Genomic DNA, 19,374 nt, shown 5'->3' on the forward strand with positions numbered 1-19,374 from the left:
CTCGACACCCCGGACGTCAGCTCCGAAGGCTCAGGGTCAGCAGGCGCAGCACTGTTCCCGTGTGCGGCGGCGGAGCGGTCCGGTTGCGTCCGGGATGCCAAAGCGTGCCCCGGGTGCGCCGCCACCTCGGGCGTACCGGACAGCAACTCCCGGTGGGCATCCGAAGCCTCGGGACGGACGCGTGATCGGCCGCGGCCGCTGATGACCCACCCTCTCGCAGAGGACCTGCAACAGCAACGCCGGCCAACGGTTCGAACTTCGACGCGACTGGGCCCCGCCTCGGGGCGCGTGCCCCGGAGGACGGGCGGCCACACTCAGTGAAAGGGACACGAATGCAGAGAGATGGCATGCATATGACATTAAGCGTGTCGTGGTGGGGAGGCGGGAGGCGTACGGGAGTGCTCGCCGCGGTGACCGCCTTACTGGCGGCGCTGCTGACCGGACTTGGCGCCGCTGGGGCGGCGCAGGCGGCCACCGTGGATACGAACGCGTGGTACGTGCTGGTCAACCGGGGCAGCGGCAAGGTGCTCGACGTGGCCGGCGCGAGCACCGCCGACGGGGCGAGTCTCACGCAGTGGACCCGCACCGACAGCGCCAACCAGCAGTTCCAGTTCGTCGACTCGGGCGGCGGCTACTACCGGCTCAAGGCGCAGCACTCCGGCAAGGTGCTGGACGTGCTCAACTACTCCACCGCCGACCACGCGGACATCGCGCAGTGGAGCGACGCGGGCGGCACCAACCAGCAGTTCCGGTTGGCCGACTCGTCGGACGGTTACGTCCGTCTGATCAACCGCAACAGCGGCAAGGCCGTCGAGGTCGACAACGCCTCCACCGCGGACGGCGCCAAGGTCGTGCAGTTCACCGACTGGGGCGGGGCCAACCAGCAGTGGCAACCGGTCCGCGCGACAGGAGTGCTGGCACAGGTGCACACCGCGGGGCGGGTCAAGGACGCCGGAAACACCGTGCAGTACAGCTGGCCCGGCGTGTACTTCGAGGGCCGCGTCAGCGGCACCGGCGTGGGCATCGTTCTCAACGACTCGGCCGCCGACTACGACGTCCAGATCGACGGAGTCACCGTCGCCACGCTCGTCACGCCCGGCAACACCACGCACTGGATCAACGGCCTGTCGAACAGCACGCACACCGTCCGGCTCGTCAAGCGCAACGACACCCCAGGGGACACCAGCACCTTCGGAGGCTTCGTCGCCGCGCCCGGCGGTGCCGTACTGAGCAAACCGGCCGCCCGTAACCGCCAGATCGAGTTCATCGGCGACTCCCTCACGGTGGGCTACGGCAACCTCTCGACCTCGCGCACCTGCACCTGGGACCAGGTCAAGCGGAACACCAACTCCGATGTGAGCTACGGCGCCCTCACCGCCCGGCAACTGAACGCCGACTACCAGATCAACAGCTACTCGGGCCTTGGCATGGTGCGCAACTACAACGGAGGCTCGCCGGACGTCACGTACCGGACCTTCTACGAGCGTGCCCTGCTGAACGTGTCGGGCGACGTCTGGCAGAACCCGGGCACCTGGCGCCCCCAGGTCGTGGTGGTCAACCTCGGCACCAACGACTTCTCGACCGCCATCAACCCCGGTGAGCCGTGGACGCCGGACAGCCTCGCGGCCGCCTACCGCAGCGCCTACGGCGACTTCATCCAGAAGCTGCGCACGCGCTACGGGGCCGACACGACCATCGTGGCGGTAGGCGCCGGCCAGTACGCCGGCCATGTCCAGCAGGTCGTCAAGGCGCGCAACGACGCCAGCGACAGCCGGGTCCGCTACTGGTCCCTCGACGACTCGGGCCTGGACTTCCTCGGCTGCGACTGGCACTACTCGGCCCACGACGACCGACTCATCGCCGACCGGCTCACCTCGTTCATCGCCGGTCTGCCGACAGGCTGGTGACGGCACCGACCGCCCCGGAGCACCACGGATCCGGCCCGGCTACGGGACATCCGACCCCTGATGTGGCGGCTCGACCCGATGGTCGAGAATGCCGACCCCCGCCACCGCGCCCGGTCTCGCAGGAAGGGATACCGGCGTGCCGACGGCGACGAGTCCGACGATGCGCGGCAGAGCCGGTCCGACTCCCTGCCACGCGTTGCTCGCGCTGTCCGTGTGCCCCGGCGCACCGCCCCTGTCAGACCAGGGCCTGGCCACTGCCGGCGACGACCTCGGGGCGCAGCAGGTCGGCGAGGGTCTCGGCGGGCAACAGGCGTCGTTCCAGGACGAGTTCGGCCACACCGCGGCCGGTGACGAGGGCCTCCTTGGCGATGTCGGTGGCCGCCGTGTACCCGATGTGCGGGTTGAGGGCGGTGACCAGGCCGATGGAGTTCTCCACGCTCGCGCGCAGCGCCTCGGTGTTGGCGGTGATGCCGTCCACGCAGCGCTCGGCGAGGGTCAGGCAGGCGGCGCGCAGATGGGTGATCGACTCCGACAAGGGAGTGCAGGATGATCGACTCGAAGGCGTTGAGCTGGAGCTGTCCGGCCTCTGCGGCCATGGTGATGGTGATGTCGTTGCCGATCACCTCGAAGGCGACCTGGTTGACGACCTCCGGGATCACCGGGTTGACCTTGCCCGGCATGATGCTCGAACCGGCCTGCACCGGCGGCAGGTTGATCTCGCCCAGGCCCGCGCGCGGCCCGGAGGACAGCAGCCGCAGGTCGTTGCAGCTCTTGGAGAGCTTGACGGCGATCCGCTTGAGCACGCCGGACATCTGGACGAAGGCGCCGCAGTCCTGGGTCGCCTCGACCAGGTTGGCTGCGGTGACCAGCGGCAGCCCGGTGATGTCCGCGAGATGGCGGCGCGCCGACTCGGCGTACCCGGCGGGGGTGTTGAGGCCGGTGCCGATCGCCGTGGCACCCAGGTTGATCTCATGGATCAACTGGACCGCCTCGTCAAGACGGTTGCGGTCCTCGTCAATCATGACGGCGTACGCAGAGAACTCTTGACCCGCGAACCAGGGGTGCGCCAACTTGCGATCTGTCCGGCCGGGCCGCGACATCCGGACGTTGTGTCAGCCTCATCGGGGGGGGCATGCCGGCTGCCGATCGCTCACGGACCACTCTTGCGCAGGTCAGCGACGCTGGTCACAGTGGCCTGGCACTCCCGGGCACTGAGCCGTGCTCGAGCAGGGGACCCCATGGAGACACCGTGAACGACAACCACCCGGCCGGCCATGGGCCCACCCGCGCACTCACCGTCGCCGACGTCCTGGCCCTTCCCGTCCTGGCCGCCGGACAACCCCAGGTCGCCACCGGTGTGCCCCACCTGGACCGGCCGGTCAAGTGGGTCCACATCACCGAACTGACCGACCCCGCGTCCTTCCTCAAGGGCGGCGAACTCGTCCTGACCACCGGAATGCCGCTCCCGGAAGACGTGGCAGGCGTGCGCCGGTACGTCGACGAACTCGCCGACATCGGGGCCGCGGCGCTGGTCATCGAACTCGTACGTCGCTATCACCGCCCGCCGGACGCACTCGTCGACGCCTGCCGCCTGCGTGGCCTTCCCCTCGTCACGCTCGCCAAGGACGTCAACTTCCTGGAGGTCACCCAGGTCGTGCACGCCCTCCTGCTCGGCAACCAGGCGGACGCGATGCGCCGCACCCAGCGCATCCACGAGGCGTTCACCGCCCTGACCCTGCGCGGTGCCGGACCGGAGGACGTGGTGCGTGCGGCGGCGGAGATGTGCGGCCGCACGGTCGTCCTGGAGAACCTGGTGCACCAGGCACTGATCTGCGAACCGTCCGGAGGCACGGTGGAGGAGGCGCTCACCGGTTGGGAACAGCGCTCCAGGGCCACCGGGGCCGACGACCACACGGCGACATGCGGCCCGGCGGGCTGGCTCACCGCACCCGTCGAGTACCAGGGCGAGCGCTGGGGCCGTGTGGTCATGCTCCCGGCCCGCACCGACGGCCCCGCCTTCGGGCCGGAGGACATCACCGTGCTGGAGAGGACCGCGATGGCACTGACCGTCGCCCGCCTCATCCATCCCACCCCCTGGGAACGCACCGCACACCGAAACGCCCTGCGCGAACTGGTCGACCAGCGCCACCGCTCCGCCGAGGACGCCCGCGCCCGCTGCGCCGCACTGGGCCTGCCGACCGACCGAAGCCGGTTCGTCGCGACCCTGGTGAACCTCCGCACAGGCAGCGGGGGAACCGACCCCGAGACCCGCCTGTTCCAGGAGCTCCGGACGGCAGGCATCTCGGCCCTCGTCGGCGAGCTGGCCCCCGACCGCCTCGGCATCCTGCTGGCTCTGCGTCCCTCCCAACCTTGGCGCCCCATCGTCGAACGACTGTGCAGCACCGCACTGAGCCTGGCCCCGCAAGCAGTGGTGAGCGTCGACTCGGAGATCACGGACCTCTCCGACGCCGCCCGCTCGTTCCGCGAGGCGGCCCGCGTCGCCGAGGCCACCCCACCCGGCCAACCCCTCCCCCCGGACCGGTCCTTCCACGAGCTGTCCGACATCGGCCTGCACCGCCTGCTGTACGCCCTCCGCGAGGACACCCGGATCCAGGAGTACGCCGAACAGCAGCTCGGGCGACTCATCGATTACGACATCCAGCACGGCACCGACCTGCTGACGACGCTGCGCCACTACCTCGAAGCGGCCGGCAACAAGACCACTGCCGCACGCCGGGGCGGCCTCTCCCGCGAAACCATGTACCAACGCCTGCGCACCATCGAGCGTCTCCTCGACCGCGACCTGGAGTCCGGCGAACAGCGCACCGAACTCCACGCGGCTCTCACGGCACTTGATGTGCTTCGAGCCCACTGACGTGGAACGGGCTGCGGCCTCGGCAGCGCTGCTCCAACCAGCAGGCGGCGGGGTCGGCGCCACCACCGGGGACGGGGACCTCGTGCACGAGGTCGCCATGGCCGTGTCGGTGGAGAGACGCGCCCTCCACCGGCGCCGCCGGCGACGATCGGCTCCGGCACCAACCGCCTTGGGCGCGGGCGCCCGTGGTGAATCTGTTGCGCGATCCGCACTGGGGTCACAACGAGGACGGTTGCTCCCAGAACCCGCCGCACCCCGGTCGGCCGACGGCGGCCGACTGCCGGGCGTTGGCCGCGAGGGCCCGTACCCGAAGATCACCACGTGCCCGCACCGGCACAGCCACCACCGCGTGGCGGCTACCTTCGCCACCCTCGGCTGCTTCGACGGCGTCCACTTCGCCCAACGGGCCACCACTTCGGCTCTGTTCGGCGTCGGCCTGACGGCCCCTGTATGCCCGCCCTCGACGGTCTACGCCGCGATCAACCACTACGCGGGCCAGGACCGCACCGTGACCGTGCGGCCGTTCGCCGACCACGACGGCGGCTGCGGCTGCGGCTGCGGCTGCGACTCCAACAACATCCCGCACACTGTCTCGTGCCGCGCCCTGGGCGTGAGCGAGTCTTGGTTTCACAAGTGGCGCGATCGCCGTCCCACCGGGCGTGAACTGCGCAGGCGGCGGCCGGCCGACGAGATCAGGGAGATCTTCACCGAGTCCGGCGGCAGCTACGGATCACCGAAGATCTTCATTCTGCTGGTCCGCAGGGGCTGGCGCACCTCGGTGAACACCGTCGCGAAGCTGATGGCCGAACTCGGCCTCGTCGCCCGGAAAGTGAGATACCGAAGCGGGCTGACCAGGCCGGGGAAGCGGCCGGCCGCACCGGACTTCGTCAAGCGGGACTCCACCGCCGAGGAACCCGACCTGGTCTGGGCGGGCGACATGACGGAGATCGTCACCGAGGAGGCAAGCTCTACCTCGCCACGGTCATCGACCTGTTCTCCCGGCGCCTGCTCGGCTACGCGATGGGCGCCCACCACGACGCGGACCTCGTCGTGGCCGCGCTGAACATGGCAGCGGCCACCCGCGGCGGTGACGTCCGCAGCGTGATCTTCCACTCGGACCGCGGAAGCGAGTACGCCTCACGGAAGTTCGCCCGAGCCTGCCGCCGGCTGGGAGTGACGCAGTCCATGGGCCGGGTCGGCTCGTGCTTCGACAACGCCGTCAGCGAGGCTTTCAACAGTGTCCTCAAGGTCGAGTACGTCCACCGGCACACCTTCGCCACCCGCACCGGGGCCCGAATCAGGATCGCCACCTGGATCACCGACTTCTACACACCCGCCGACTACACAGCGTGTGCGGGTTCAAGAGCCCGATCGACTACGAGAACGAGTACTGGGCCAGCCTCACCATGAGACTGGCTGCATAGGAAGGACTCCGCAGTTCGAGGGGATTGACAGTCGGCATCTCACCGCGGAGCAAGCACGGAACTCTCGTCCAGGGATTTACGCGCTCCCTGCCCGGGTTCTGCACTCACCAGACCGCCCTGGCACCCACAGACTGCCGGTCTCACGCAGCGTGACGATCCAAAATGCGTGCCCTTCACTGGTTGCGCGTTTGCCTCGGACAACCGGTCCGGACCGTTGCGCACGTCTGCTGGAACCTCAGGTCACAGCTCCGGCGTTGCGCACGAGATCGCGCACCTTACAGACGGGCGTCTGACCGACGGTCGCCGACACCGGTCAGGGGGCGGGGCACTCGTGGAGTGCCCCGCCCCTCTCGTATCGGGATCTGTCAGGCCGACGTCTCCGGGCGACCGGCCTCGGCCCAGTGGGTGTGGAAGGCACCGGGGCGGTCGGTGCGGCCGTAGGTGTGGGCGCCGAAGTAGTCGCGCTGGCCCTGGAGGAGGGCGGCGGGCAGGCGGCCGGCGCGCAGGGTGTCGTAGTGGGCGAGCGCGGCGGAGAAGGCCGGGACGGGGATGCCGCGACGGGCGGCGGAGGCAACGGTCTCCCGCCAGGGCACCTGCGCGTCGGTGATCTCCATGGCGAACTCCATCTCGCCGAGCAGGCTGACCAGGTCCGGGTCGGCGGCGTACGCGGCGCGGATGCGGTCGAGGAACGAGGCGCGGATGATGCAGCCGCCGCGCCAGATCCGGGCGACCGCGCCCAGGTCGATCTTCCAGCCGAACTCGCCGGCCGCGTCCAGGATCATCTTCCAGCCCTGGTCGTAGGCGATGACCTTCGAGGCGTACAGGGCGTGCTCGACCTGCGAGGTGAAGCGCGTGGCCTCGGTGCGGCTGAGCGGGGGCGTGGTGCCGCCGGGGAGTCCGGCGTACGCGGCGCGCAGTTCGCTCTGGCTGGAGGCGGCGCGGGCGAAGGTGGCCTGGGCGATGGCGGTGACCGGGGAGCCCAGGTCCAGGGCGGTCTGCACGGTCCAGCGGCCGGTGCCCTTCTGGCCGGCGGCGTCGACGACGATGTCGACGAAGGGCTTGCCGGTGGTGGCGTCGGTGTGGGCGAGGACCTCGGCGGTGATCTCGATCAGGTAGGAGCCGAGCCGGCCCTCGTTCCAGGTGCGGAAGACCTCGGCGATCTCGGCCGGGCTGTAGCCGGCGACCTGGCGCAGCAGGTCGTACGCCTCGGCGATGAGCTGCATGTCGGCGTACTCGATGCCGTTGTGGACCATCTTGACGAAGTGTCCGGCGCCGTCGGTGCCGATGTGCGTGGCGCACGGCTCCCCGTCCACCTTGGCGCTGATGGACTCGAACATGGGGCCGAGGACGTCGTACGACTCGGTCGAGCCGCCGACCATGACGGCCGGCCCGTTCAGCGCGCCCTCCTCGCCGCCGGAGACGCCGGCGCCGACGAAGTGGAGACCGCGCTCACGCAGGGCCTCCTCGCGCCGGCGGGTATCGGCGTAGTGGGCGTTGCCGCCGTCGATGATCATGTCGCCGGGCTCCAGGAGCGGGGCGAACTCGTCGATGACGGCGTCGGTGACCGCGCCCGCCTGCACCATGATCATCAGTCGGCGGGGGCGTTCGAGCGCGGCCACGAAGTCCGCGGCCGACTCGGCGGGGACGAAGGTGCCCTCGTGGCCGAACTCCTCGACGAGCGCGCGGGTGCGTCCGGCGGTGCGGTTGTGGACGGCGACGGTGTAGCCGTTGCGGGCGAAGTTGCGCGCGAGGTTGCGGCCCATCACGCCGAGGCCGGTGACGCCGATGGCGGCGGTTGCGTTCACGAGGTACGTCCCTAGGATCGGTGGCGTGGTCGGAGGGGCGCGCGGCCCCCGGTACCCCCAGGTACGGACCGTCGGCCGGTTCTTCTCGATCCCTCACCGATTCCTTGCGCCGATCGGTCCCACCGAGCCTCCCGGGCCGGACGAACCGGCCGGACCGCCCCACCGCCCGAGCAGCCGCTACCGGCGCCGCCAGGGCAGCACCGCGGGGTCGGACTCGGCGCCTTCGGCCCGGTGCAGGGCCTCGCTGATCGCCTCACCGATCTCCGCGAACTGGCGCACCTGCTCGGGGGTGAGGACGTCGAACACCGCCCGGCGCACGGCCTCCACATGACCGGGGGCGACCTCCTCCAGCAGGGCCTTTCCCTCGCCGGTGAGGAAGGCGAGCTGGCCGCGGCCGTCGGCGGGGTCCTCCCTGCGGTCCACGAGGCCGACCTCGCGCAGCCGGTTCACCGCGTGGGTGAGCCGACTGCGCGTGATCTTCAGACGCTCGGCGAGCTCCGACATGCCGAGGGTGGTGTCGGGGGCCATGGAGAGGTAGGCCAGCAGGCTGTAGTCGGCGTGCGTCATCCCGGCATCGCGCCGCAACTGCCGGTTGAGGTAGTCGACGAGCAGCGTGGAGAAGTCGACGTAGGCCAGCCAGGCTCGTCGTTCGTCGGCGTTGAGCCAGCGGGGCGTCGTGGACATGAGCACACATTACCCACGACAACGGCTGTTTGATTTTTCAATCACTAAGAGAAGGGCACCCACGGGCACCTCGGCCAGGCGGTCCACCTGGTCGGGGTCCGAGGACCAGCGCTTGGGTCCGATCGGCCCGGCGCCTTCGCCGTACGGTTCGCCGGCCCAGGTCCGGCGCAGCGGGGCCATCCGTTCGTCGAGGCGGCGGCCCGCCGGCGGAGATCGATGCCCGCGGCCGGACAGTCGTCCTCACGACCGCCGATGCCGATGCCGATGCCGAGCGTGAACCGGCCGCCCGGCACACGGTCCGGGGTCGCGGTCCGCTTGGCCGGCAGGGCCGTGTTGTGGACGGGCGCGATCAGCACCTCGGTCTGCACACGGATGCGGGAGGTCGCGCCGGCGAGCGCCGCCAGGGTGACGAGGGGTTCGGGGGTGTGGAAGACCAGCCGGCGGGTGAGGTCGGTGAGCGTGCGCGTCCGCAGGCCGGCCGCGCTCCGCTCGGGGGCCGCCGCGGTGGTGGCCGCCTCAGGCGCGTCGGCCACCGCCGCCGGGGCCTGGGCCCGCGCCGGCTCCGTCGCCGGTCGAGCAGGCCGAGCGAGGTGAACAGCCCCGCGTCGGCACGCCGGGCCCAGCTCAGCAGCAGTGCGGTGTCGTCGATGGGGAGACCGAGACCGATCTTCGTGGGCGCAATCCTCCGGAGGGCATGACGACAGAGACTGCCGCCCCCTCCCTGGCCCCGCGCGCTCCGCGCGGACCTGCTCCCGTTCTGCGGCGTTGGTCACAGAGAGCTGTTTCTTCGGAGTGCGGAGACCGTAACGGGGCAACTGATCCTCCGCAGACCCTTTTCCGCGCGATGCCCGCCCGGGCGGGTTCCGTGGACCTGCGGGATCGCCGAGCGCCCCGCAGCACCGTCCAGGCTGTCGTCCGTGACCGGCGGAGGCTGCGTGCCCGCCACCGCCGGTCGGTGAGACTGCCGGTCAACTGGTGGCGCAGGCACCGCCGTTGAGGGTGAACGCAGTCGGTGCGGTGTTGGTCGCGCCCTTGCTGCCGATGAAGCCGACGGTGACCGAGCCGCCGGCGGGGACGGTGGAGGTGTAGGAGGCGGGGGCGACGCTCACCGTGCCGCCGCTCTGGGTGGCGGTCCCGCCCCACATGTTGGTGACGGTCTGACCGTCGGCGAACGCGAAGACCAGCTTCCAGCCGCTGATGGCGGAGGCGCCGGTGTTGCGCAGCGCGATCTCGCCCTGGAAGCCGCCCGGCCACTCCCCCACGACGCGGTAACCGACGGAGCAGGCCACAGCCGGCGCGCTGCCGGTGGTGACGTTCACCGTGGCCGAGCGGGCGGAGCGGTTCCCGGCGGCGTCGCGTGCGTAGACGGCGAAGGTGTACGCGGTGTTAGCCGTCAGGCCGGTCACGGTCGCGGTGCTGGTGGTGGACGCGGCGACATCGGTCTCGGTCGTTCCGCTGATCCGTACGACGTCGTAGCCGGCGACGCCGACGTTGTCGGTGGCGGCGGTCCAGGTGAGGGTGGCGGAGGTGGCCGTCACGGCGGAGGCGGCCGGGGTGCCGGGGGTGGTCGGTGCCTGGGTGTCGCCCGGGGTGCCGCCGCCGAAGATCGTGGCTTCCTTGGCGGTCTGGGCGATGCCGTTGACGCCGTTGAAGACGCGCTGGCCCCACGAACTGAGCTGCGTGGGATCGAAGTTGAGCGTCAGGTCCAGGACCGGGTCGGTGTTGCCGCTCCAGGACCAGGCCAGGTAGCCGAGCCCCAGCTGCTGGGCGGTGGCCATCATGGTGTCCTCGTCGGGGTCGCCCCACTGGTCGGCGGGGCCGCCGAACTCACCGATGAGGATGGGGAGTTTAGCGTTGACGAAGGCGTTCAGGTAGTCGGTGATCTCCGCCGCGGTGTCGTAGACGCTGTACATGTGGATCGAGAAGATCAGGTTGCCGGTGGGGTCGGCCGCGTAGACGGACTGAGCGTTGGCACGCATGACGCCCTGAAGGTCCTGGCCCCAGTTGGGCGCGTCCACCATGATCGTGTGCTCGAAGCCGGCGTTGCGCAGTTTCTTGATCGCGGCGGTCGTGGGGGCGGTCCACCCCTCGGGGCTGGTGTTGCCCCAGGGCTCGTTGCCGATGTTGACGATGATGTAGTTCTCCTGGCCGGCGAGCACGTCCTTCAGACCGATCCAGTAGTCGGCCGCCTGGTCGAGCGTGCCGGCCGCGCTGTCCTCGCCGTAGCCGGTGGTGTCGTGCACCTCCAGAACACAGATGAGCCGGTTGGCCTTGCACTGGGCGACGACGTTCGCCACGTCGGCGGCGCTGTTGGCGCTCCAGCGGTGGCCGTCGGCGAGGACCACACGCACGGTGTTGGCGCCCATCGCCTTGATGTCGGCGAGCGACTGCTGCGTCCGGCCCTGATACCAGGTGTGGGCGTGGTTGACACCGCGCATGACGAAGTCGTTCCCGTTGCCCTCGACCAGGCGGCCGTTGCTGATGTGGAGGCCGGTGGCGAGGGTGCCGGACGACCGGGCCGGGGCCGGGGGCTGGGCCTGCGCGACGGCCGGGCAGAGAGCACCGACGAGGACCATCAGGCCGAGGAGGGCCGCGAGCCTGGTCAGCAGGCTGGTCAAGGGGCGTGTGCGCGGCGTGCGTCGTAACGTGCTGCTTGTCGTGCTTCTTGTCGTTCTCACTGCGACTCCAGAAGTGAGGCCAAGAAACGGGTGTGTGGGAGCGCTCCCATAAAGCCATCGCGTCAAGTACACGTCAAGACATCGCGCACGGAGATAAAGAAGGGGCAGTATCGCTCGGCCATGCGGTACTGCCCCGTGCCGGTGTCAGGCGAGGGTGACCTCGACGGGCAGCTTCTTGATGCCGTTGACGAAGTTGGAGCGCACGCGCGGGACGTCGCCGGCCAGGCGGATGTCGGCGAGGCGGGGAACGAGTTCCTCGAACATGATGCGGATCTCGGTGCGGGCGAGCAGGTTGCCCAGGCACAGGTGGGGGCTGCCCTTGCCGAAGGTGACGTGGTCGTTGTGCTGCCGGGCGACGTCGAAGTCGTAGGGGTTGCCGAAGACCTCCTCGTCACGGTTGCCGGAGGCGAACCACATCACGACCTTGTCGCCCTCCTTGACCCGCTTGCCGCCGAGTTCGACGTCCCGGGTAGCGGTGCGCCGGAAGTGGTAGACGGGTGAGGCCCAGCGCAGGAACTCCTCCACCGCGGTGGGGATCAGGGACGGGTCGTCCTTGAGCCGGGCCAGCTGCTCGGGGTGCTGGAGGAGGGCCAGCATCGAGTGGGTGATGGTGTGCCGGGTGGTCTCGTTGCCGGCCACGACCAGGAGCAGGAAGTAGCTGTCGAAGTCCTGCGGCGAGAGCGGGACTCCGTCGCGCGGGGTGGTGTTGACGAGCTTCGAGACCAGATCGCTGCCCTCACCCCCTCGCCGCTGACGTGCCAGCTCCCGGCCGTACTCGAAGACTTCGAGCGAGGCGGGCGAACGGAACGGCAGGTCGCGGTACTTCTCGCTCTCCGCGCTGTACAGCAGGACGTCCGCGTAGTCGGGGTCGGTGTTGCCGATGATGCGGTTGCCCCAGTCGATGAGCTGCTGGTTGTCCTCCGGCGGGACGTCCAGCAACCGGGCCAGCACGTTGATGGGGAAGTCGGCGGACACCTCCTTGACGAAGTCGAAGCTGCCCTTGGCGAGGGCCGCGTCCAGTGTCTTCGCCGTCAGACCGCGCAGGAAGTCGGCGTAGCTGTTGATGACACCGGCGCCGAACTGGCGCTGGATCACGCTGCGCAGGGCCCGGTGGCGGACGCCGTCCAGCTCCAGGATGGAGGCGCGCTTCTTGATCTGGTCGTCGTCGACCTCTTCGAGATTGACGAACCTGGTGGAGGTGAAGGTCTCGGCGTCGCGGTCCACGCGGGCGATGTCGGCGTGCCGGGTCACCGCCCAGAAACCGGAGTTGGGGGCCTCCTCGGGCTGCCAGTGCACCGGGTCCTCGTGGCGCAGGGTGTGGAACATGCGCCAGGGGGTGACCCCGTCGGTGAAGTTGTCCAGGTCGGCGAGGTCGACGTCGGCGAGCGGCATGGGTTCGCTCACGGCGGGGGTCAGGATCTCGGTCATGCGTGGCTCCAAGAGGGCACAGATGTCACAGCGGTCACGGCCGTCATGGCAGTCACGTCTGTCGTGGCTGTCGTGGCCGTCACGTCTGTCGTGGCTGTCACAGGTGGTTGGCGTACTCGGTGAACTCCCAGTCGGTGACGTGCCGTTGGAAGCGTTCGACCTCGTTGCGCTTGTAGGTGAGGAAGGAGCTGGTGAAGCCCTTGCCGAGGAGGTCGGTCAGGGCGGTGTCCGCCTCCAGCGCGTCGAGCGCGTCGGACAGGTCCATGGGCAGGACGGTCGCCTTCGCGGTGTCGTAGCCGTAGCCCTCCAGCGGCGCGGGCGGCTCCTCGCCTGCCTCGATACCGAGGAGGGCGGCTGCGACGGTACCGGCGATCAGCAGATAGGGGTTGGCGCCGGCGTCGCCGAGCCGGAGTTCGAGGCGGGCGCCGGAGCCGCGCTCGGGCGGGACGCGGACCATCGCGCTGCGGTTGTCCAGGCCCCAGTCGACCAGCCAGGGCGCGAGGGTGTCGGGGCCGAAGCGTTTGTAGGAGTTGACGGTCGGGTTGGCCAGCGCGGCAAGGGCGGGGGCGTGCGCGAGGACACCTGCGACGGCGTGCCGGGCATGGGCGGACAGTCCGTAGGCGCCCGCTGGGTCGTCGAAGGCGTTGCGGCCCTCGGCGTCCTCGCACGACAGATGGAGGTGGAAGCCGGAACCGCCGGCGTCGTTGAAGGGCTTCGCCATGAAGGTGGCGAGCCGGCCCTCCCGGCGGGCCAGCTCCTTGATCGCGGCCTTGAAGCGGAAGGCCCTGTCGGCGGCCGACAGCGCCTCCGAGTGCAGGAGGTTGATCTCGAACTGGCCACCGTCGAACTCGTGGTTGCCGCTGAGCACGTCGATCTTCAGATCCCGGACGTGCCGCAGGGTGCGCAGCAGGTGGTTGTCGGGGTCCGCGCGCAGTCCCGCCGTGTAGACGACGCCGCGGTCCCGTGCGTAGCGGCGCCAGCCGCCGGCCGGGTCCGGTTCGCACAGGAAGTACTCCAGCTCGGGTCCGACGACCGGTCGCAGGTCCCGCTCCCGACATCGCGCGAGGACGCCCCGCAGCAGGTCACGGGGCGACTCCGGGGCGGGAGCCCCGGTGGCGGGGTCGACGACGTCCGCGAGACAGGTGGCGACACCGGGCTCCCACGGGAGCGCGACCAGCGTGTCGAGGTCCGGTCGTACGGTGATGTCCGGCAGGCCCGCGTCCAGGCCTCCCTCGACCGGTACGACGTCACCCTGCGGGCTCGTGTGGTAGACGGCCCGGCAGAAGGCGAGCCCGTGCTCCATGGCACGGGGCAGTGCCTCCAGCAGCACGTCACGGGCGCGGTCGGTGCCCATGAGATCGGGATAGGTCACCCGGACCACGTCGATGCCGTCGGCGGCGAGCCGCTCCATGGACCGGCGGATGTCTGGGGTGTCGTGAGCGCTCACCGATTCTCCTCGGGCGGATTGGACGGGTGGCGAGAAGGCGACGCCGGCCGGGGGCGAGAGGGAGGGCCACTCCGGCATGTCGTTTGAACCCGAACGGTAGGGACGGTGTCCGCCGTCCCGCAAGGGGGCGCCCCTAAAAATTTATCCACCTGGACAGGTATTGACCAGGGTCGAGCGGCTTCCTATGTTGTTTGAAGCCAAACGAGTCAGGGGTGCGGCTCCTCCGCACCCCTTTGGCCGGGGCCCGGCCGCGGCATCGCAACGCTGTCGGGCCCCTCTCCCCCGCTCTTCGCCCCGCTCCGACGCCCTCACCCTCTGGAGGAACGGCCATGAAGGTCGTCGTCGACATGAACAAGTGCCAGGACCACGGCCAGTGCGTCTTCGCGGCCCCGGACGTCTTCTCGCTGGACGCCGACGGTCGCCTGGCCTACGCCCCCGACCCCGACGACGCGCTGCGCGACGAGGTCGAGGAGGCCGCGGACGTGTGTCCGCTCCAGGCCATCCGGATCGAGGACTGAGGCCCCATGACCGGAACCGCCACCGGACGCATCGTCGTCGCGGGCGCCTCGATGGGCGGTCTGCGCGCCGCCGAACAACTCCGCGCGGCGGGCTGGACCGGCGCCGTCACGGTCGTCGGGGACGAACCCCACATGCCCTACAACCGGCCGCCCCTGTCCAAGGAGGTGCTGGCCGGGAAGGCGCCGTTCGAGTCGCTGGCCTTCACCCCGAAGGCGGCCGCCGCCGACGTGGAGTGGAGGCTCGGCACGAAGGTGGTCGCGGCCCGCCTCGACCGGCGGACCGCCACACTCGACGACGGTTCGTCGCTGCCCTACGACGGGCTGGTCGTCGCCACCGGGATGCGGCCCCGGCGGCTGCGCTGTCCGGGCCCGCTCACCGGCCGCCACACCGTCCGCACGCTCGCCGACGCCCAGGGGCTGCGCCGGGAACTGACCCGGCCCGGTGTCCGTGTGGTCGTGGTCGGGGCCGGTTTCATCGGCTGCGAGGTCGCCGCGACGGCCGTCGGCCTGGGCGTCACCGAGGTGACGGTCGTCGATCCGCTGCCGTTGCCCATGGTGGGCCCGCTGGGCGAACTGCTCGCCCGTGCTCTGCTGAAGCGACACGAGGAGCGCGGAGTGCGCTTCGCGCTCGGCGTCGGCGTGAGCGGCTTCGAGGGCGACGGCGGGGGTCAGGGTGTCGGCGGTGCGGACGGGGGCCGGGTCACCGGTGTGCGCCTGGCCGACGGTCGCGTGCTGCCCGCCGACGTCGTGGTCGAGTCGGTCGGCTCGGTCGCCAACGTCGAGTGGCTGGACGGCAACGAGCTCGACCTCACCGACGGTGTGCTCACCGACGAACACCTGCGGGTCGGGGGACGTCCTGAGGTGGTCGCGGTCGGCGACGTGGCCCGATTCCCCAACGCCCGCTACGACGGCGTACCCCGCAGGGTCGAGCACTGGTCCATCCCCACCGACACCGCCAAGCACGCGGCGAAGGCCCTCGTCGCCCATCTCAGCGGCACCGAAGGGGAGTCGACTCCGTTCGCCCCGCTGCCCACGTTCTGGAGCGACCAGCACGAGTTCCGGTTGCAGTCCTTCGGGGCGCCGGTGCTCGGCCGGGACGACGTCCGTGTCCTGGACGGCGACCCGGACGGGGACGTCCTCGTCGGCTACCACGTCGACGGCCGGCTGGTCGGTGTCGTCGCGCTCGGCGGCCACACCACCGCCATGGGCGCCGCCCGTTACCGCGCCCAGCTGCTGAAGCAGCCCGCTCTCACTTCGTAAGGAGCCTCAAGTGACCAGAGTCCGCGGTTACTTCCATCCCAAGACGGCGAGCGGTGGCTCGTCGCTCGTCCCCGCCCCGCCCTGGCGCTACTCCGGCGATCTGCTCACCGTCGAGTACCGCACGGATCCCTCGCGGGTGCGTGAACTGCTGCCCGAGCCACTGGAGTTGGCCGACGAGGATCCTGGCGCGGTGGCGCTGATCTGGGCCGACTGGCAGTCGTGCTCGGCGGCGGGGGCGGAGCTGCTCGATCCTGTGCTGGCGCAGTACAAGGAGGCGTTCGCGGTCGTCCGCTGCAGGTACCGGGGGCAGACCTACTCGCGGTGTGTGTACATCTGGGTCGACAAGGACTTCGCCATCGCGCGGGGGCTGCACCAGGGGTATCCGAAGAAGCTGGGCTCGATCCACCAGACCCGCCCGCACCCGTACGGACCCGCCCCGCGCATCGAGGCGGGCGCCCGCTTCGGGGCCACCCTCGCCGCCGCGGACCGGCGCCTGGCCCAGACCGTTGTCACCCTGCGCGAGCCGTCCGAGACGAACGGGTTCGTCAATGGGCATGCCATGGCTCATCACCGGTGGCTGCCTTCGATCGAGAAGGGGAAGGGGCTTGCGCTGGATGAGCTGATCGAGTCGGGAGCGGCTTCTTTCGAGGGCGGGCAACCGTGGGTCGGTGACGCCGAGTTGGAGCTTTTCGAGGCGCCGACCGAGGAGTTGGCCCGGTTGGAGATTCGTGAGCCCATTGCCGCGTATTACCGGCAGGTGGGGGTTGTCTGGGATGGGGGGCGGCTGTTGGAGGTGGGGACTTCAAAAGCGTCTGCCGAGTGATGTCGGTGGTCGGCCGCGGGTTCGTCGTGGCTGGTCGCGCCCACGCGGCGGAGCCGCACATGTCACGGCCCCGCCCCTGAGTAAGTCACCTCCCCCTCTGTTGTCAGGAGCCCCTCTCCCATGTCCCACACCATCAGCGTCGGCGGTGTTGCCGTCGACACCCGGCACTGGATCGGCGGTCGGCGCGTCGCCTCCGTCGAGACATTCGCCGACCACTCGCCCATCGACGGCGCCGTCCTCGGGGAGATCGCCCGTGGTGGGCCCGCCGAGGCAGAGGCCGCTGTCGCCGCTGCCAGGGCGGCGTTTCCCGGATGGGCCGCCACCTCCCGTGCCGAACGCGCCCGCGTGCTGCACGCCATCGCCGACGGTGTCGAGAAGCGGCTCGAAGAGCTCGCCATCGTCGAGACCATCGACAACGGTGCCCTGCTGCGGTCCCATCGGCGGGGTGTCATGCCCCGCGTCGCGCACAACTTCCGTTTCTTCGCGGACTGGTTGCTTTCCCTCGGTCACGAGGACTTCGAGACGCGCGGGCACACCAACCACGTCAGCTGGGATCCGGCCGGACCCTGCGTGTTGATCACCCCGTGGAACGCCCCTCTCATGCTGGCCACCTGGAAGGTCGCCCCGGCGCTCGCCGCCGGGAACACCGTGGTCCTCAAGCCCGCCGAGTGGTCCCCGCTGACCGCATCCCTGCTCGCCGACATCGCCGCCGAGGCCGGGCTGCCCGCCGGAGTGCTCAACGTCGTCCAGGGGTACGGCTCGGAGATCGGCGACGCCCTCACCTCGCACCCGGACGTGCGTCGCGTCAGTTTCACCGGATCGGTGCCGACGGCCAGGCGGATCTCCGCGTCGGCCGCCACCAACCTCACCCCGTTGAGCCTCGAACTCGGCGGCAAGTCACCCCTGTTGGTGTTCGCGGACGCGGATCTCGACCTTGCCGTCGACCTCGCGGTGGAGCAGTACGACAACGCCGGGCAGGTCTGTCTCGCCGCGACCCGGATCCTCGTCGAGGAGTCCGTCGCCGAGGAGTTCACCCGGCGCTTCGTGGCGAAGGCCTCCCGGCTCACCCAGGGCGATCCGCGGGAGGAGGCCACCGACCTCGGGCCCAACATCCATCCCCGTCAGCTGGAGAAGATCGACGGGTTCGTGCGGCGGGCGGTCGAGGCGGGTGCCCGCACCCTGCTCGGCGGGCACCGGGGGGACGGCCAGTACTACGCGCCGACCCTCCTCACCGACGTCGCCCAGGACTCGGAGATCGTGCAGGAGGAGGTCTTCGGGCCGGTGCTGACCCTCCAGACCTTCGCCGACGAGGACCAGGCCGTCCGGCTCGCCAACGACACCCGCTTCGGGCTCGCCGCCACCGTCGCCACCGGCGACCGCGAGCGCGCCGAACGCGTCACCGGCCGGCTCGTCGCCGGCACGGTCTGGGTCAACTGCTTCTTCGTCCGCGACCTCCAGGCGCCCTTCGGCGGCTCCCGCCGGTCCGGCGTGGGGCGCGAGGGCGGCACCTGGAGCTTCGACTTCTACTGCGACCTGAAGAACACCGTGACCGCGCCGACCGGATGGACCGACCATGGGTGAGATCGTCGGGGCGGGACTGCTCGCCCATGTCCCCACCATCATGCTGCCCGAGGCCGACCGGCTGGAGCTGAACGAGGGCAAGGAGATCACCCTCGTCACCGGGCTCCAGCAGCTCCGCGCAGACGTCTTCGAGCGCGATGGCGCCAACGACTACGACACCGTCGTCGTCCTCGACTCCCACTGGGCCACGACCGTCGAGTTCGTCGTCACCGCCCAGCGGCGCCGGGCCGGTCTGTTCACCTCCGAGGAACTGCCGCGCGGCATGTGCCGGATGCCGTACGACTTCCCCGGCGATCCCGAACTCGCCCACAACATCGCGAAGTTCGCCGACAAGCACGGCACGTGGATCACCCCCATCGAGGACGACTACCTGCCGATCTACTACGCCACCGTCAACCTCTGGAAGTTCCTCGGCGAGGGACTGCCCGACAAGCGGTGGGTGACCATCGGCGTCTGCCAGACCGGTGACATGGAGGACCATCTGCGGCTCGGGCGCGCGCTGGCCGACGGCATCGCCGCCACCCCGGGGCGGCGCGTACTGCTGATCGCCTCCGGCGCCCTGTCGCACACCTTCTGGCCGCTGCGCGAGATCCGCGACCACGAGGCCAGCGACCCGGTCCACATCCGTACACCGCAGGCCCGCGAGGCCGACCACGAACGCATCGCCTGGTTCAAGGAGGGCCGTCACGACAAGGTCCTCGACACGATGGACGAGTTCTGGAAGCACAAGCCCGAGGCGAGGTTCTTCCACTACCTGATGATGGCCGGCGCCCTCGGCGAGCAGGCCTGCACCGCCCGGGCCCGGCAGTACGGGGAGTACGAGAACTCCGTCGGCACCGGCCAGGTCCACCTCTGGTTCGACCGCCCGGCCGACGGCTGGACCGGCACCGGCACGCCCTCGTCCGGCGCCCCGCACCACCCCCACCGCCGTATCTGAGGAGTCA

Annotated in this window: 14 protein-coding genes and 3 pseudogenes; 9 read left to right on the top strand and 8 right to left on the bottom strand. The window is 70.4% G+C overall.

What is annotated here, in order from left to right:
- The first annotated feature begins 353 nt into the window (after positions 1-353).
- On the top strand, positions 354-1,907 hold the full coding sequence (locus OG289_RS03865; RefSeq protein ID WP_327320577.1) for an RICIN domain-containing protein: 1,554 nt from the start codon (positions 354-356) through the stop codon (positions 1,905-1,907).
- 235 nt (positions 1,908-2,142) lie between these two features.
- On the opposite strand, the pseudogene OG289_RS03870 reads toward OG289_RS03865, so the two are convergent.
- Positions 2,143-2,968 (bottom strand): annotated as a pseudogene (locus OG289_RS03870) (lyase family protein); the annotation flags it as partial.
- Between the two features lie 188 nt (positions 2,969-3,156).
- Here OG289_RS03870 and OG289_RS03875 point away from each other — a divergent pair.
- The 3 genes from OG289_RS03875 to OG289_RS49560 all read left to right on the top strand — a co-directional run bounded on the left by OG289_RS03875 (position 3,157) and on the right by OG289_RS49560 (position 6,192).
- A complete protein-coding gene (locus OG289_RS03875; RefSeq protein WP_327312582.1) occupies positions 3,157-4,782 on the top strand; it encodes a PucR family transcriptional regulator in 1,626 nt (541 codons plus the stop codon).
- A 97-nt stretch (positions 4,783-4,879) separates the two neighbouring features.
- Positions 4,880-5,845 carry an acetylxylan esterase gene (locus OG289_RS03880; protein ID WP_327320578.1) on the top strand — a complete coding sequence of 322 codons (966 nt, stop codon included), beginning with the start codon at positions 4,880-4,882 and terminating at the stop codon, positions 5,843-5,845.
- Positions 5,788-6,192, top strand: a complete 405-nt coding sequence (locus tag OG289_RS49560) for a DDE-type integrase/transposase/recombinase (protein WP_442819062.1) — start codon at positions 5,788-5,790, stop codon at positions 6,190-6,192. The genes OG289_RS03880 and OG289_RS49560 overlap by 58 nt, the downstream gene beginning before the upstream one ends.
- A gap of 379 nt (positions 6,193-6,571) precedes the next feature.
- On the opposite strand, the gene gndA is transcribed toward OG289_RS49560, so the two are convergent.
- The 7 genes and pseudogenes from gndA to OG289_RS03915 all read right to left on the bottom strand — a co-directional run bounded on the left by gndA (position 6,572) and on the right by OG289_RS03915 (position 14,248).
- Positions 6,572-8,011, bottom strand: a complete 1,440-nt coding sequence (gndA, locus tag OG289_RS03885; protein ID WP_327312583.1) for an NADP-dependent phosphogluconate dehydrogenase — start codon at positions 8,009-8,011, stop codon at positions 6,572-6,574.
- A 177-nt stretch (positions 8,012-8,188) separates the two neighbouring features.
- Entirely contained in the window at positions 8,189-8,695 is a 507-nt protein-coding gene (locus tag OG289_RS03890) for a MarR family winged helix-turn-helix transcriptional regulator (protein WP_327312584.1), read from the bottom strand.
- 114 nt (positions 8,696-8,809) lie between these two features.
- Positions 8,810-9,135, bottom strand: a pseudogene (locus OG289_RS03895) (LLM class flavin-dependent oxidoreductase); the annotation flags it as partial.
- A gap of 131 nt (positions 9,136-9,266) precedes the next feature.
- A pseudogene (locus tag OG289_RS03900) lies at positions 9,267-9,362 on the bottom strand (LLM class flavin-dependent oxidoreductase); the annotation flags it as partial.
- Between the two features lie 301 nt (positions 9,363-9,663).
- Entirely contained in the window at positions 9,664-11,271 is a 1,608-nt protein-coding gene (locus tag OG289_RS03905) for a cellulase family glycosylhydrolase (RefSeq protein WP_327320579.1), read from the bottom strand.
- Between the two features lie 246 nt (positions 11,272-11,517).
- The gene (locus OG289_RS03910) at positions 11,518-12,801 is read right to left on the bottom strand and encodes a cytochrome P450 (protein WP_327312585.1); all 1,284 of its coding nucleotides are present in this window, start codon (positions 12,799-12,801) and stop codon (positions 11,518-11,520) included.
- 97 nt (positions 12,802-12,898) lie between these two features.
- The gene (locus tag OG289_RS03915; RefSeq protein WP_327312586.1) at positions 12,899-14,248 is read right to left on the bottom strand and encodes a glutamine synthetase family protein; all 1,350 of its coding nucleotides are present in this window, start codon (positions 14,246-14,248) and stop codon (positions 12,899-12,901) included.
- A 329-nt stretch (positions 14,249-14,577) separates the two neighbouring features.
- On the opposite strand from OG289_RS03915, the gene OG289_RS03920 reads away from it, so the two are divergent.
- From OG289_RS03920 to OG289_RS03940, 5 genes are all read left to right on the top strand, one after another.
- The gene (locus tag OG289_RS03920; protein WP_327312587.1) at positions 14,578-14,766 is read left to right on the top strand and encodes a ferredoxin; all 189 of its coding nucleotides are present in this window, start codon (positions 14,578-14,580) and stop codon (positions 14,764-14,766) included.
- A 6-nt stretch (positions 14,767-14,772) separates the two neighbouring features.
- Positions 14,773-16,026, top strand: a complete 1,254-nt coding sequence (locus tag OG289_RS03925; RefSeq protein WP_327312588.1) for an NAD(P)/FAD-dependent oxidoreductase — start codon at positions 14,773-14,775, stop codon at positions 16,024-16,026.
- Positions 16,027-16,036: 10 nt separating this feature from the next.
- The gene (locus tag OG289_RS03930) at positions 16,037-16,849 is read left to right on the top strand and encodes an acetoacetate decarboxylase family protein (protein WP_327312589.1); all 813 of its coding nucleotides are present in this window, start codon (positions 16,037-16,039) and stop codon (positions 16,847-16,849) included.
- 120 nt (positions 16,850-16,969) lie between these two features.
- Positions 16,970-18,430, top strand: coding sequence for an aldehyde dehydrogenase (locus tag OG289_RS03935; protein WP_327312590.1), 1,461 nt, complete (start codon positions 16,970-16,972; stop codon positions 18,428-18,430).
- Complete coding sequence (locus OG289_RS03940) at positions 18,423-19,367, top strand: 3,4-dihydroxyphenylacetate 2,3-dioxygenase (RefSeq protein WP_327312591.1); 945 nt, start codon at positions 18,423-18,425, stop codon at positions 19,365-19,367. Before OG289_RS03935 ends, OG289_RS03940 begins: the two co-directional genes overlap by 8 nt.
- Positions 19,368-19,374 lie beyond the last annotated feature (7 nt).

The sequence above is a fragment of the Streptomyces sp. NBC_01235 genome (assembly GCF_035989285.1).
In the GTDB taxonomy this organism is placed as follows: domain Bacteria; phylum Actinomycetota; class Actinomycetes; order Streptomycetales; family Streptomycetaceae; genus Streptomyces.

Coding starts and splice junctions, on each gene's coding strand:
- OG289_RS03865 (WP_327320577.1), top strand. CDS start 354: ATGACATTAAGCGTGTCGTGGTGGGGAGGCGGGAGGCGTACGGGAGTG.
- OG289_RS03880 (WP_327320578.1), top strand. CDS start 4,880: ATGGCCGTGTCGGTGGAGAGACGCGCCCTCCACCGGCGCCGCCGGCGA.
- OG289_RS03890 (WP_327312584.1), bottom strand. CDS start 8,695: ATGTCCACGACGCCCCGCTGGCTCAACGCCGACGAACGACGAGCCTGG.
- OG289_RS03905 (WP_327320579.1), bottom strand. CDS start 11,271: ATGGTCCTCGTCGGTGCTCTCTGCCCGGCCGTCGCGCAGGCCCAGCCC.
- OG289_RS03910 (WP_327312585.1), bottom strand. CDS start 12,801: ATGACCGAGATCCTGACCCCCGCCGTGAGCGAACCCATGCCGCTCGCC.
- OG289_RS03920 (WP_327312587.1), top strand. CDS start 14,578: ATGAAGGTCGTCGTCGACATGAACAAGTGCCAGGACCACGGCCAGTGC.
- OG289_RS03925 (WP_327312588.1), top strand. CDS start 14,773: ATGACCGGAACCGCCACCGGACGCATCGTCGTCGCGGGCGCCTCGATG.
- OG289_RS03935 (WP_327312590.1), top strand. CDS start 16,970: ATGTCCCACACCATCAGCGTCGGCGGTGTTGCCGTCGACACCCGGCAC.
- OG289_RS03940 (WP_327312591.1), top strand. CDS start 18,423: ATGGGTGAGATCGTCGGGGCGGGACTGCTCGCCCATGTCCCCACCATC.